This is a genomic window from Streptomyces sp. ITFR-21 (genome assembly GCF_031844685.1).
Lineage (GTDB): Bacteria > Actinomycetota > Actinomycetes > Streptomycetales > Streptomycetaceae > Actinacidiphila.
The window spans coordinates 4,023,960-4,036,683 of the sequence record NZ_CP134605.1 but is presented as its reverse complement, the minus strand read 5'-3'; the positions used below and the strand labels follow the sequence as shown (position 1 = coordinate 4,036,683).

The 12,724-nt window shown below is 71.3% G+C and carries 14 protein-coding genes and 1 pseudogene; 2 read left to right on the top strand and 13 right to left on the bottom strand.

What is annotated here, in order from left to right; all coding sequences use genetic code 11:
- Positions 1-8: 8 nt before the first annotated feature.
- Both RLT57_RS17755 and RLT57_RS17750 read right to left on the bottom strand, forming a co-directional pair.
- Positions 9-563, bottom strand: coding sequence for a NuoB/complex I 20 kDa subunit family protein (locus RLT57_RS17755; protein ID WP_311298376.1), 555 nt, complete (start codon positions 561-563; stop codon positions 9-11).
- 43 nt (positions 564-606) lie between these two features.
- Positions 607-966: an NADH-quinone oxidoreductase subunit A gene (locus tag RLT57_RS17750; protein WP_311298375.1), complete on the bottom strand. Its 360-nt coding sequence runs from the start codon at positions 964-966 to the stop codon at positions 607-609.
- A 727-nt stretch (positions 967-1,693) separates the two neighbouring features.
- On the opposite strand from RLT57_RS17750, the gene RLT57_RS17745 reads away from it, so the two are divergent.
- Positions 1,694-2,410 (top strand): C40 family peptidase, encoded by a 717-nt coding sequence (locus RLT57_RS17745; protein WP_311298374.1) that lies wholly within the window; start codon positions 1,694-1,696, stop codon positions 2,408-2,410.
- A 165-nt stretch (positions 2,411-2,575) separates the two neighbouring features.
- On the opposite strand, the gene RLT57_RS17740 is transcribed toward RLT57_RS17745, so the two are convergent.
- The 5 genes from RLT57_RS17740 to RLT57_RS17720 form a co-directional block, all read right to left on the bottom strand.
- Positions 2,576-3,862 (bottom strand): geranylgeranyl reductase family protein, encoded by a 1,287-nt coding sequence (locus tag RLT57_RS17740; RefSeq protein WP_311298373.1) that lies wholly within the window; start codon positions 3,860-3,862, stop codon positions 2,576-2,578.
- Positions 3,863-4,124: 262 nt separating this feature from the next.
- Complete coding sequence (locus RLT57_RS17735; protein ID WP_311298372.1) at positions 4,125-4,823, bottom strand: demethylmenaquinone methyltransferase; 699 nt, start codon at positions 4,821-4,823, stop codon at positions 4,125-4,127.
- A gap of 76 nt (positions 4,824-4,899) precedes the next feature.
- On the bottom strand, positions 4,900-6,174 hold the full coding sequence (gene mqnC, locus RLT57_RS17730; RefSeq protein ID WP_399129874.1) for a cyclic dehypoxanthinyl futalosine synthase: 1,275 nt from the start codon (positions 6,172-6,174) through the stop codon (positions 4,900-4,902).
- 49 nt (positions 6,175-6,223) lie between these two features.
- Positions 6,224-6,520 carry a WXG100 family type VII secretion target gene (locus RLT57_RS17725; RefSeq protein ID WP_311298370.1) on the bottom strand — a complete coding sequence of 99 codons (297 nt, stop codon included), beginning with the start codon at positions 6,518-6,520 and terminating at the stop codon, positions 6,224-6,226.
- 320 nt (positions 6,521-6,840) lie between these two features.
- A complete protein-coding gene (locus RLT57_RS17720) occupies positions 6,841-7,725 on the bottom strand; it encodes a menaquinone biosynthetic enzyme MqnA/MqnD family protein (RefSeq protein ID WP_311298369.1) in 885 nt (294 codons plus the stop codon).
- A 332-nt stretch (positions 7,726-8,057) separates the two neighbouring features.
- Between RLT57_RS17720 and RLT57_RS17715 the strand changes: the two genes are divergently transcribed.
- Positions 8,058-8,261 carry a cold-shock protein gene (locus RLT57_RS17715; protein ID WP_033177709.1) on the top strand — a complete coding sequence of 68 codons (204 nt, stop codon included), beginning with the start codon at positions 8,058-8,060 and terminating at the stop codon, positions 8,259-8,261.
- A 219-nt stretch (positions 8,262-8,480) separates the two neighbouring features.
- Here RLT57_RS17715 and RLT57_RS17710 read toward each other — a convergent pair.
- From RLT57_RS17710 to RLT57_RS17685, 6 genes and pseudogenes are all read right to left on the bottom strand, one after another.
- A pseudogene (locus tag RLT57_RS17710) lies at positions 8,481-8,837 on the bottom strand (AMP-binding protein); the annotation flags it as partial.
- Between the two features lie 135 nt (positions 8,838-8,972).
- Positions 8,973-9,290 (bottom strand): DUF4229 domain-containing protein, encoded by a 318-nt coding sequence (locus RLT57_RS17705; protein WP_311298368.1) that lies wholly within the window; start codon positions 9,288-9,290, stop codon positions 8,973-8,975.
- 240 nt (positions 9,291-9,530) lie between these two features.
- Positions 9,531-10,052 carry a GNAT family N-acetyltransferase gene (locus RLT57_RS17700; protein ID WP_311298367.1) on the bottom strand — a complete coding sequence of 174 codons (522 nt, stop codon included), beginning with the start codon at positions 10,050-10,052 and terminating at the stop codon, positions 9,531-9,533.
- A gap of 68 nt (positions 10,053-10,120) precedes the next feature.
- Entirely contained in the window at positions 10,121-11,284 is a 1,164-nt protein-coding gene (gene mqnE, locus RLT57_RS17695) for an aminofutalosine synthase MqnE (protein ID WP_311298366.1), read from the bottom strand.
- Positions 11,285-11,332: 48 nt separating this feature from the next.
- Entirely contained in the window at positions 11,333-11,788 is a 456-nt protein-coding gene (locus RLT57_RS17690) for an Lrp/AsnC family transcriptional regulator (protein ID WP_311298365.1), read from the bottom strand.
- Between the two features lie 67 nt (positions 11,789-11,855).
- Entirely contained in the window at positions 11,856-12,605 is a 750-nt protein-coding gene (locus RLT57_RS17685; protein WP_311298364.1) for a UbiX family flavin prenyltransferase, read from the bottom strand.
- Positions 12,606-12,724 lie beyond the last annotated feature (119 nt).

Here is a 12,724-nt window from a genome sequence, read left to right as displayed (position 1 = left end):
CGGGGTGGTCACCGCAGGAGCCCCTTCATCTCGATGGTGGGGAGCGCCTTGAGAGCCGCTTCCTCCGCCTCGCGGGCGGCCTCCACGCGGTTCACGCCGAGCTTGCCGTGCTGGATCTTCTCGTGCAGCTTGAGGATCGCGTCGAGCAGCATCTCCGGCCGCGGCGGGCAGCCGGGCAGGTAGATGTCGACGGGCACGACGTGGTCGACGCCCTGGACGATCGCGTAGTTGTTGAACATCCCGCCGCTGGAGGCGCAGACGCCCATCGAGATGACCCACTTCGGGTTCGGCATCTGGTCGTAGACCTGCCGCAGCACCGGCGCCATCTTCTGGCTGACCCGGCCCGCCACGATCATCAGGTCGGCCTGCCGCGGCGAGCCGCGGAAGACCTCCATGCCGAACCGGGCCATGTCGTAGCGCCCGGCGCCTGTCGTCATCATCTCGATGGCGCAGCAGGCGAGTCCGAAGGTGGCCGGGAAAACCGACGCCTTACGTACCCATCCCGCCGCGGTCTCCACCGACGTCAGCAGAAATCCGCTCGGCAGTTTCTCTTCGATACCCATGCGTTGGCTCCTGAGTCCCCTTCGGTCCCCTAGTCCCGGTTTCCTAGTCCCATTCGAGGCCGCCACGACGCCACACGTAGGCGTAGGCGACGAAGACGGTCAGCACGAAGAGGAGCATCTCCACCAGCCCGAACATCCCCAGCCGGTCGAAGGTGACGGCCCAGGGATAGAGGAAGACGATCTCGATGTCGAAGACGATGAAGAGCATCGCCGTCAGGTAGTACTTGATCGGGAAGCGACCGCCGCCGGCCGGCTGGGGCGTCGGCTCGATGCCGCACTCGTAGGCTTCCAACTTGGCCCGGTTGTACCGTTTCGGCCCGATGATCGAGGCCATGAAAACGGAGAAGACCGCGAAGCCGGCCGCGATGCCTCCCAGCACGAGGATGGGCGCGTAAGCGTTCACCGTCCCCCGCTCCTTCCAGTCGACAATGACTGACCTGTACGGACCGTGGCCTGGGCGCTCGCCGGGTCACAGATCCGCGAAGATCGCGTCTATGTGAGGCAGTTCACAAGCCCAAGTCGCCTGCATCCTATGCCTCCCGGTCTGTGATCTGCGACACGGGGTACGCCCCCGGCTTTGTGATCTCCACCACGAGGCGAACGATCATGAAGTCGGATGAGCGGTGATCATGCGGCCGATGAGCCCCAAACACCCACTTCCCCGCCCAACCCCGGGTATTACCGCTGGTCAGAGAGGTGCGCGCATTATCAAGCGGCGGCAGGCGGAAGCAAATTGGCCTTGGACGGGACCCCGTGGTAGCGCGCGGCGGCGCCGTCGACTGAGCCTGGGGAGCGCGGAATTGGCGCGCGTGAACCGGCGCACGAACGCATACGCCGCCAGCCGGCCCAAACCGGAGCAAAGCCGTCGGCGGCCACGATCGCAAAACGGTCAGTTAGGCCGTGAACACGTCAAGTGTGGCGCATCCCACCTTTGTTGAACGGAACCAACCGTTCCTGATAGCCAGGAGCGCATGTCCCCGAACCAGCTACGGACGCATACGTCCGATTCGCCTCCCCATACCCGCCGCCGGCGGCACGCGGCGCCCGGCCACCCCACGTGGGTGCGCAGGGCCGGACTCGTCGGCGGTGCCGTCAGCGCGCTCGCTCTCAGCGGCGCGGCCGCTCCGGCCATGGCCGACAACACGCGCCCCGACCGCACGACGGACACCGGCACCTTCGCGGCCGTCACGATCGCCGACAGCGCCCGGCAGGCCGCCGCCGCGTTCGAACAGGACGCCATCGACGCGTCGCTGGCCGCCGCCAGGGAACAGGCCGTCGCCGACGCCGCCAAAGACGCGACCAGGGCCAAGCGGTTCGCCGAGGCCAGGGCCGCGGCCGCCGCGAAGAAGGCCAAGGCCGCCCGGGAACGCGCGGCGGCGGCCAGGGCCGCCGCGCGGCCCCGCCTCGCCACCACGGCCGCCGCCACCCCGATCGCGTCCTCGGCCGCGCCGACGGCCACGGCGTCGACCGCGTCCGCCGCCCCGGCGTCCTCCGGCAAGGTCGACCAGCTGATCGCCTTCCTGAAGTCCCAGCTGGGCAAGCCGTACGTCTACGGCGCCACCGGCCCCGGCTCCTACGACTGCTCCGGGCTCACCCAGGCCGCGTTCGCCTCGATCGGCGTCGACCTGCCGCGGACCTCCCAGGAGCAGTCCACGGCCGGCACCCCGGTCTCCGTCAGCGCCCTCCAGCCCGGCGACCTCATCTTCTGGGGCGGCGAGGGCAGCGCCTACCACGTGGGCGTCTTCATAGGCGACGGCCAGTACCTGGACGCGGCCAACCCCTCCACCCCGGTCGCCATCCACCAACTGGCCGACTACATGCCGGACTGGGCGGTCTCCGTCCTCTGACCCCGACCCGACCCCGACCCGACCCCGACCCGACCCCGAAGGCCGCCGCGACCTCCCCGCTGGGGAGGCCGCGGCGGCCTTCGGGCGCGGACGTGTCCGCCGCGACCGCGCGGGGCCGGGCGGGGCCCCGCGCCGATCCGTCCGGCGCGCGGGGTGATCCCGCGGTCAGGCGCGCGGGGTGATCTTGGTGATGCCGTTGATGATGCGGTCCATCGCGTCGCCGCCCTGGGGGTCGGTGAGGTTGGCGAGGAGCTTGAGGCAGAAGCGCATCAGCATGGGGTGGGTGAGGCCGCGCTGGGTGGCGAGCTGGAGGATCTTGGGGTTGCCGATGAGCTTCACGAAGGCGCGGCCGAGGTTGTAGTAGCCGCCGTAGGTGGACTTGAGGACGCGCGGGTAGCCGGCCAGCGCCAACTCGCGCTGGGCGGCGGTGGCGCGGGCGTGGGCCTGGGTGATGACGTCGGCGGCGAGCTGGCCGGATTCCATCGCGTAGGCGATGCCCTCGCCGTTGAAGGGGTTGACCATGCCGGCCGCGTCACCGACCAGCAGCAGGCCCCGGGTGTAGTGCGGTTGGCGGTTGAAGGCCATCGGGAGGGCGGCGCCGCGGATCGGCTGGGTCATGTTGTCCGGGGTGAAGCCCCAGTCCTCCGGCATGGAGCCGACCCACGCCTTGAGCACCTCGCGCCAGTCCAGTTCGCGGAACGCCGCGGAGGAGTCCAGGATGCCCAGGCCCACGTTCGACGTACCGTCACCGAGGCCGAAGATCCAGCCGTAGCCGGGCAGTTGGCGGGCCTGCGGGCCGCGCCGGTCCCACAGCTCCAGCCATGACTCGAGGTAGTCGTCCTCGTGCCGGGGGGAGGTGAAGTACGTCCGGACCGCGACGCCCATCGGCCGGTCCTCGCGCCGGTGCAGCCCCATCCCCAGGGACAGCCGGGTGGAGTTGCCGTCGGCGGCGACCACCAGGGGCGCGTAGAAGGCGGCCGGGGTCTTCTCCTCGCCCAACTTGGCCTGGACGCCGATGATCCGGCCGGTGCGCTCGTCGGTGATCGGGCCGCCGACGTTGCACCGCTCGTACAGCCGCGCGCCGGCCTTGACCGCCTGCTGGGCGAGCAGCTCGTCGAAGTCCTCACGCCTGCGCACCAGTCCGTAGTTCGGGTACGCGGCCAGGTCCGGCCAGTCCATTTCCAGCCGCAGTCCGCCGCTGATGATCCGCAGCCCCTTGTTGCGCAGCCAGCCCGCTTCCTCGGAGATGTCGATGCCCATGCCGACGAGCTGCTTGGTGGCCCGGGGGGTGAGTCCGTCGCCGCACACCTTCTCGCGCGGGAACGCCGTCTTCTCCAGCAGCAGGACGTCGAGTCCGGCCTTCGCCAGGTAGTAGGCGGTCGTCGAACCGGACGGGCCGGCGCCGACGACGATCACATCGGCGCTGCGCTCGGACAGGGCGGTGTCGGTCACGGTGGGGCTCTCCCGTTTCGGCGAGGGGGTGGTGCGAGATGCTGGTGCGGGCCGCTGTCGCTGCACGGGGCCACAACGGTACGGGCCGAGTCTATGAGGCGCGGGGCGCGGGCGCCGCTCCGGCCCGCGCCCAGCGGTGTTTCCGCGTCCCGTCCGGCCCCTGCCCGCCGAGCCGCGGCGGCTGGACAACGCCCAGGTCGATGACGGCCGGGTCCGGGCCACGTGCGGCCGGTTGTCAACGCGGCACGTGCCCGCCCGCGCGCTACGCGTCCCGCTTGGTACCCCGGTGCAGCGCGACGATCCCGCCGGTGAGGTTCCGCCAGGCCACCGCGGACCAGCCCGCGCCCTGCAACCGCCCGGCCAGTCCCTTCTGGTCGGGCCAGGCGCGGATCGACTCGGCGAGGTAGACGTACGCGTCCGGGTTGCTGCTCACCTTCTCCGCGAGCGACGGCAGTGCCCGCATCAGGTACTCCGTGTACAGCGTGCGCAGCGGCTTCAGCGTCGGGTGGCTGAACTCGCAGATCACCAGTCGCCCGCCGGGCCTGGCCACCCGCCGCATCTCGCGCAGCGCCGCGTCCGTGTCGTGCACGTTGCGCAACGCGAAGGAGATGGTGACCGCGTCGAACGACCCGTCGGCGAACGGCAGCCGGGTCGCGTCCCCGGCGGTCAGGGGCAGCTCGGGGTGGCGCTTCTTTCCCTCCCTGAGCATGCCGAGGGAGAAGTCGCACGGTACGACCTCGGCGCCGGCCCCGACGAACGGCAGCGAGGAGGTGCCGGTGCCCGCGCCCAGGTCCAGCACCCGTTCGCCGGGCCGAACGTCCAGCGCCTGCGCCACGGCCCGCCGCCACAGGCGGGCCTGGCCCAGCGACAGCACATCGTTCGTCAGGTCGTACCTGGCCGCGACGCCGTCGAACATCGCGGCGACTTCCTGCGGCTGCTTTTCCAATGAGGCGCGGGTCACCCGCCCACCCTATGCGGCGTACGGCCCGCGGGTCGCAGCGCCCCGGACGGCCCCGGGGGCGCCGCCCCCGGTCCGCTCAGCGCTCCGCGACCAGCAGCTTCAGCTCGGGGTGGGCGGTGCCGCCCTCGATCGCGGTCGAGGACAGGTGGGAGACCACCTGGTCGTCCACCGGGTCGTCGGCCGGGTCGTCGTGCACGACCAGGTGCTCGTATGTGGTCGCGCGCTGCGCCGGGACCCGTCCGGCGGCGCGGATCAGGTGGATCAGCTCCATCCGGTTGGAGCGGTGCCGGGCGCCGGCGGAGGACACCACGTTCTCCTCCAGCATCACCGAGCCGAGGTCGTCGGCGCCGTAGTGCAGCGACAGCTGGCCGACCTCCTTGCCGGTGGTGAGCCAGGAGCCCTGGATGTGGGCCACGTTGTCCAGGAAGATCCGGGCGATGGCGATCATCCGCAGGTACTCGAAGAGGGTGGCCTGTGTCTGACCCTTCAGGTGGTTGTTCTCGGGCTGGTAGGTGTACGGGATGAAGGCGCGGAAGCCGCCGGTGCGGTCCTGGACGTCGCGGATCATCCGCAGGTGCTCGATCCGCTCGGCGTTGGTCTCGCCGGTGCCCATCAGCATGGTGGAGGTGGACTCGACGCCCAGGCGGTGGGCGGTCTCCATGATCTCCAGCCAGCGCTCGCCGGACTCCTTGAGCGGGGCGATGGCCTTGCGGGGCCGCTCGGGGAGCAGTTCGGCGCCGGCGCCGGCGAAGGAGTCGAGGCCGGCGGCGTGGATCCGGCGGATGGCCTCCTCGGCGGTGACGCCGGAGATGCGGGACATGTGCTCGACCTCGGAGGCGCCCAGCGAGTGGATGACCAGCTGGGGGAACTCCCGCTTGATCGCGGCGAAGTGCTCCTCGTAGTACTCGACGCCGTAGTCGGGGTGGTGGCCGCCCTGGAACATGATCTGGGTGCCGCCCAGCCGGACGGTCTCGGCGCAGCGCCGCAGGATGTCGTCCAGGCCGCGGCTCCAGCCCTTGTCGGTGTCCTTGGGGGCCGCGTAGAACGCGCAGAACTTGCACGCCGTCACGCAGACGTTCGTGTAGTTGATGTTGCGTTCGATGATGTAGGTGGCGATGTGCTCGATGCCCGCGTACCTGCGGCGGCGGATCGCGTCGGCGGCGGAGCCGAGGGCGTGCAGCGGGGCCGAACGGTACAGCTCCAGCGCCTCTTCCGGGGTGACCCGGCCGCCCTGGGCGGCGCGGTCGAGGACGGCGGCGAGGTCGCTGGCCGCGGAGACCGGGAAGGTCGGAGAAGTCACCGGGGCGGTCCCTTCGGAGGGGGTGGGGCGGACCAGGCCAGCGTACGCCAGCCGGTCAGCCGCCATCCGAAGGGACGCCGCGCCCTGTGGACGACCCCGGTCAGCCGCCGAGTCCCTTGGCCAGCTGCTCGTCCGCCTGCTGGAACGCGTCGGCCGCGCTCTCCAGGAACTTCGCCATGCCGTCGATGCCCTCGATGGTCTTGGTGGCACCGGTGTTGAACTCGCTGTACGACTGGTCGAACTGCCTCGACGAGCGGTCCGTCACGTAGCCGCCGTTCACCAGGTCCCGCACGTACTTCTGGAGTGTCTGCAGCTTCTCGGTGATCTCGTGCTGGCCGGTCCGCAGCTTGGCCGCCGCATCCCTCATGTCCTGATACGTGACGTTGACGTTGGCCATACCGGCTCGGGCCTTCCGTTGACGTGCCGCAGGTTCGACCCCCGTGGCTCCTGAGTCGCGAACCCGTCCGACGGCCCGCAGACCCGCCAACCTACCGCCCCGCCCGAACCCGGGTCGGCCCCGGTCGCCGTCGCGGCGGCGCCGGGGCGGGGATCGCGGTCGAACGCGGGGGTGCCGACATGAGCCGGCGAACGGTACCGGGATGCGTACGGATTCCCGTACGTGAAATGACGGGCTTGAGCAGGGAGGTTCCCGAGATCGTCACGGTAGGTGACGCTCGCGCCGCCGCACTGAACCGCCGGACGGGGACCAGGGCCCGGTCAGGAAAAGGGGAGGAGGGCGACGCGGGTGGAGGGGGGGAAGCCGACGCGGTGGGCGAATTCGGCGATGCCGGTGAGCTGGTCGGGGCCCAGGGAGAAGTCGAGGGTGGTGAAGTAGCGGCGCAGGAGGGTCTCGTCGAAGGCTTCCCAGCGGGCGGCCTGCTCGGCGACCTTGGCGACCTCTTCGAGGGAGAGGTCGCGGGAGGCGAGGAAGGCGCGGTGGACGTCGTGGACGGCACGGGGGTGGGCGGCGAGGTAGTCGCGGCGGACGGCCCAGACGGCGAAGACGAAGGGGAGGCCGGTCCAGTCCTTCCACATCTGGCCGAGGTCGTGGACCTCCAGGCCGAGCCGGGGGGCGTCGTGCAGGGACGCGCGCAGGGCCGCGTCGCCGATCAGGACCGCGGCCTGGGCCTCCCGCATCATCAGCGAGAGGTCGGGCGGGCAGCGGTAGTAGTCCGGCGCCACCCCGTACCGCTCGGTGAGCAGCAGTTCGGCCAGCCGGACCGAGGTGCGGCTGGTGGAGCCGAGGGCGACCCGCTCCCCGTCGAGCCGCTCCAGCGGCACCTGGCTGACGATCACGCACGACATCACCGGCCCGTCGCAGCCGACCGCGATGTCCGGCAGCGCGACGAGCTCGTCGGCGTGCCGCAGGTACTCCATGAGGGTGACCGGGCCGATGTCGAGCCGGCCCTCGACGAGCTGCGCGCTGAGCTTCTCCGGAGTGTCCTTGGTCAGCTCCAGGTCCAGCAGCGCCCCGGTTCTGGCCAGACCCCAGTAAAGCGGTACGCAGTTCAGGAACTGGATGTGGCCCACCCGGGGGCGGACGGCGCCGGCCGCGCTCCCGGCCGGGTTCCCCGCCACGTCGCCATGCGCAGATGTGTCCATATCGCGGACGCTACTCCTGCGTCCTGGCGGGTCCGCGCCGGGGTGAGCCGGACGCGCCGTATGGCCTTTGTCACCCGATGTCCGCGCCTGTCCCCCGCCGGCGCCCGATCCGGGGCGCCACCGGCCCCGGCCTGCGCGGCGACCCGCGGAAGAGAGATCTTCCCGCCCTTCCGCAGCCAAGATGCCCATGCTAGGCTCGACGCAAGTTGCAGTTTGGTTTCCTTGCAGTACTAAAGCCTGCGGAGCATGTAACCCGCAGGCTTTTGTAATTTTCAGACTTCGCAGTTGCAGGTTCTGGAGCAGGGCAACCCTTTGGGCCCAAGGAGGGCTTTATGGCTACCGGAACCGTGAAGTGGTTCAACGCTGAAAAGGGCTTCGGCTTCATCGCCCAGGACGGCGGCGGCCCGGATGTCTTCGTTCACTACTCCGCGATCAACGCCTCCGGCTTCCGCTCCCTCGAGGAGAACCAGCCGGTGACCTTCGACGTCACCCAGGGCCCAAAGGGCCCGCAGGCGGAGAACGTCACCCCGAACTAGTTTCCCGCTAGTCCGGTTTTCCACCGGCGCGATCGCGCCCAGAACCTGCAGTACCAAGGGGCCCCGCACACAGCGGGGCCCCTGCCTCTTTTTCCGGCGACCCGGCCGCCCGCCGACCCACCGGCCCGCCGCCACCGACCCCGTTGCCACCGACCCCGCCGGCCCCGGATCCCGTCCGGCGGCGGTCCGCCTCAGCGGCGCCCCGCGTACAGCTCCGCGCACGTACGGGATGGCCAGCAGAAACGTCGGCCGAAAGCCTGCCAGGTCGGCCGGCAGGTCCTCGGTGGCGATGCTGGGCGCGTGGCCGAGCCGGACCCGGGCGCGGGCACAGCCGAGCGCGACCATCCGGCCGAAGACGTGGGACAGCGGCAGGAACAGCAGCGTGGCGGTCGGTTCGGCGCTGTCCGACCTGGACACCCGGTAGAGCAGCTCGATGGCGTTGTCGACCCCGGCGAAGAAGTCGCCGTGGCTCAGCACGCAGCCCTTGGGGCAGCCGGTGGTGCCGGAGGTGTAGATCACGGTGGCGGTGGTGTCCGGGGTCAGCCGCTGCCGGCGCCCGGTGACCGGCGCGTCCGGCAGTTCGGCGCCCTCGGCGGTCAGCTGGGCGACAGCAGTGCGCGACGCGCGCAAGCCTTCCCGCGGCGGACGGACAGACGGACGGACAGACGCGCCGAGCCGGCGGACAGGCGGACGGAGCGGCGGTCGGCGCCGTCAGGCCGTGTGCGGCTCGGTGTCGTGGGAGGCCGCGGCACGGGCGGCGTCGTCGGCCTCGTCCTCCTGGCCGGCGCTGGCGGCAAGGTTGAGGCGAGTGCGTTCGACCCGCTGGGAGACCTTGAGGGCGGCCTGTTCGCGGGCGCCGCGCAGCAGTACCCAGCTGAGCGGGGCGGAGACGATGAGGGCGAGCAGCGCGACCCAGAGGAAGTTGGAGTCACCGAGCCCGGCCGGCAGCAGGCGCAGTTCCACCAGCCCCCAGATGACGCCGAAGCAGACGACGATGAGGCCGAAGCGCAGGGCGGTGTAACGGAACATGGCTCCAGTGAAGCACGCGCCGCTGTGGATCTGTCGGGCAGGGCGCCCCGCGCTTCCGCGACCGGCACCCCGCGGCCCGCGCCCGGAACCCTGGTCCCGGAGCTCCCGGCCGGGAGCTCCGGGCCGCCGCCGCCCGGCGGACCGGGACCGGACCGCCCGCCGCAGGGCCCGCCCCTTCAGAGCCCACCCGCGTCAGAGCTTGTTCGCGCCGGAACCCGCCCGCGTCGGAACCCGCCCGCCTCAGAGAGTAAGCACCATGTAGATCTCGTCCCGGTCGTCCCCCGGCGAGACCCGGATCGCCCCGGGCACCCGCCCGACCTCCTTGTACCCGCAGGTGCCGTAGAAAAGGTCCACCCCGGTGCCGCCCCGGCAGGTCAGCCGGATCGCCTCGATGCCGTGGAAGGTGCGGGCCGCCTGCTCGGCGGCGGCCATCAGCGTACGGCCGTACCCCTTGCCCTGGTGGCGGGGGTGCACCATCACCGTGCAGACCCACAGCCAGTGCGTCATCAGCCGGTGGGTGTTGTACCCGAGGAAGGCGGTCGCGGCGACCCGCCCCTCCTCGTCGCGCCCGACCAGCAGCCGCCGCTGTCCCGCCGCGGTCGCCGCGAACGACGCGTCGAGATCGGGGCGGATGTCCTCGGCGGTGACCGGCGGCACGAAGCCGACGGCGCCGCCCGCGTCGGAGACCTCGGTCCAGAGCGCGAGGACGCCGTCCCGCAACTCGTCGTCGAGTACCGGGTCCAACTGGCAGGTAAGGGACATGGGCCGATCCTAGCCACCACCCCCGGCGGAGTGTCACCGGCCCCTGGACGCTCCCTGTGTCTCGCTCGTCACACCCGCATCGGCTGCGGCGACTCCCGCCGGTCGCCGTCCGGGCCCGGGTACTCCCGGATGATCTCGTACCGGGTGTTGCGCTCGACCGGCCGGAAGCCCGCGTCCCGGATCAGGTCCAGGATGTCGTCCCTGGTCAGCTTGTTGGGCGTGCCGTAGTCGTCGGCGTCGTGGGTGATCTTGTACTCGACCACCGAGCCGTCCATGTCGTCGGCGCCGTGGTTGAGCGCGAGTTGCGCGGTGGACAGGCCGTGCATGACCCAGAACACCTTCACGTGCGGCACGTTGTCGAACAGCAGCCGGGAGACCGCGAAGGTCTTGAGCGCCTCCGCGCCGGTCGCCATCGTGGTCCGGGCCTGGAGGGTGTTGCGGACCTTGCCGTCCTTCATGTCCACGAAGTCGTGCTGGTAGCGCAGCGGGATGAAGACCTGGAAACCGCCGGTCTCGTCCTGGAGTTCACGCAGCCGCAGGACGTGGTCCACCCGGTGCCGGGGCTCCTCGATGTGGCCGTAGAGCATCGTGCAGGGCGTCTTGAGGCCCTTCTCGTGCGCCAGCCGGTGGATGCGGGACCAGTCCTCCCAGTGGGTGCGGTGGTCCACGATGTGCTGCCGGACCTCCCAGTCGAAGATCTCGGCGCCGCCGCCGGTCAGCGACTCCAGGCCGGCGTCGATGAGTTCGTCCAGGATCTCGGAGGCGGTCAGGCCCGAGATGGTCTCGAAGTGGTGGATCTCGGTGGCGGTGAACGCCTTGAGCGAGACCTGCGGCAGCGCCTCCTTGAGGGCCTTCAGCGAGCGCGGGTAGTAGCGCCACGGCAGCGTCGGGTGCAGGCCGTTGACGATGTGCAGCTCGGTGAGGCTGTCCGCCTCCATCGCCTTGGCCAGCCGGACGGCCTCCTCGATCCGCATGGTGTACGCGTCCTTCTCGCCCGGCTTGCGCTGGAAGGAGCAGTACGCGCACGACGCGGTGCACACGTTCGTCATGTTCAGGTGCCGGTTGACGTTGAAGTGGACCACGTCACCGTTCATCCGGGTGCGCACGTGGTGCGCGAGGCCGCCCAGCCAGGCCAGGTCGTCGGACTCGTAGAGGGCGATGCCGTCCTCCCGGGTCAGCCGCTCGCCGGCGTGGACCTTCTCCTCCAGCTCGCGCTTGAGCCCAGCGTCCATGTCTCTCCTTCTCCGCGGTCGCCCTGACGGGCCCGTCCGACCTTACGCTCAGACCTCTTCCGGGAGCTGACCGACCCGGTTCTCCCACTTGGTGGACAGCACGACCGTGGTACGGGTCCTGGCCACGCCCTTGGTGCCGGACAGCCGGCGGATGGTGTGCTCCAGGCCGTCCACGTCGCCCACCCGCACCTTGAGCATGTACGAGTCGTCGCCGGCGATGAACCAGCAGTCCTCGATCTCGTCCAGGTCGCGCAGCCGCAGGGCCACTTCCTCGTGGTCGGCGGCGTCGGACAGCTGGAGGCCGACCAGCGCGGTGACGCCGAGGCCGAGGGCGGCGGGCGCGACGGTGGCGCGGTAGCCGGTGATCACCCCGGCCTGTTCCAGGCGGTTGATCCGGTCGGTGACGCTCGGCCCCGACAGACCCACGAGCCGGCCCAGCTCCGCGTACGAGGCGCGGCCGTTCTCACGCAACGCCTGGATGAGCCGTCTGTCCACCACGTCCATCTGAGGGGAACCTCCCGTTCGTGCCGTGACTGCGCTGTCCGGACAAGAATCTAAGGCATGAACGGGGCTACGCCCTGTGCATCTGCTCTTCCATCGCCGAATCGGCCCGGCCCGCGCCGCCGCCGCGGCCCGCGTCCGCCGCGCCGCCGGGCGCGCCCCCGCCCAGCTCGCCGCGCCAGCGCCGGTACAGCCGGTGGGGTACTCCCGCGGCGTCCAGCGCCCGGCCGGCCACGAAGTCCACCAGGTCCTGGATGTGGGTGGCGCCGGCGTAGAAGGCGGGCGAGGCGGGCAGCACGACCGCGCCCGCGTCGTCCAGCGCGACCAGGTGCCGCAGGGTCTGGCCGCCGAGCGGGGTCTCGCGCACCGCGACCACCAGCGGCCGGCGCTCCTTGAGCGTCACCGAGGCGGACCGCTGCAGCAGGTCCTTGGACAGGCCGAGCGCCACCCCGGCGACGCTGGCGGTGCTGGCCGGGACGATCAGCATGCCCTTGGCCGGGTACGACCCGGAGGACGGTCCGGCGGCCAGGTCGCCGGCCGGCCAGTACCGCACCGCCGACAGGTCGGGCAGGCCGCGCCGGAAGGCGTCCGGGGTGCCGTCGGCGCCGCGGGCCAGCCAGCGGGCCAGGTCGTCGGGCCAGTGCGCGTCGCGGAACGCGCCACCGGTCTCGTCCAGCAGGGTGAGCCGGGCGGCCCGGCTGACCACCAGGTCCACCTGCTCGCCGGCGCGCAGCAGCGCGCGCAGCACCGCGGCCGCGTACGGTGTGCCCGAGGCACCGGATACGCCCACGATCCACGGGGTGCGCCTGGTCTGCTCCACGCCGTCGAGCGTAACCGCCGCGCCGGTGGGTAGCGTGATCAGGCCGTCCGCGCGGGAACCGGGACGCGCGCCGGGCACGTTGGTCCAGTGGAGGACCACTGGACCGCAGGGGGGTTTCG

Bases quoted from the DNA above. Each gene is read 5' to 3' on its own strand.
- RLT57_RS17755 (WP_311298376.1), bottom strand. From the start codon at position 563: ATGGGTATCGAAGAGAAACTGCCGAGCGGATTTCTGCTGACGTCGGTG.
- RLT57_RS17745 (WP_311298374.1), top strand. From the start codon at position 1,694: ATGGCCGACAACACGCGCCCCGACCGCACGACGGACACCGGCACCTTC.
- RLT57_RS17725 (WP_311298370.1), bottom strand. From the start codon at position 6,520: ATGGCCAACGTCAACGTCACGTATCAGGACATGAGGGATGCGGCGGCC.
- RLT57_RS17720 (WP_311298369.1), bottom strand. From the start codon at position 7,725: ATGGACACATCTGCGCATGGCGACGTGGCGGGGAACCCGGCCGGGAGC.
- RLT57_RS17715 (WP_033177709.1), top strand. From the start codon at position 8,058: ATGGCTACCGGAACCGTGAAGTGGTTCAACGCTGAAAAGGGCTTCGGC.
- RLT57_RS17705 (WP_311298368.1), bottom strand. From the start codon at position 9,290: ATGTTCCGTTACACCGCCCTGCGCTTCGGCCTCATCGTCGTCTGCTTC.
- RLT57_RS17700 (WP_311298367.1), bottom strand. From the start codon at position 10,052: ATGTCCCTTACCTGCCAGTTGGACCCGGTACTCGACGACGAGTTGCGG.
- mqnE (WP_311298366.1), bottom strand. From the start codon at position 11,284: ATGGACGCTGGGCTCAAGCGCGAGCTGGAGGAGAAGGTCCACGCCGGC.
- RLT57_RS17690 (WP_311298365.1), bottom strand. From the start codon at position 11,788: ATGGACGTGGTGGACAGACGGCTCATCCAGGCGTTGCGTGAGAACGGC.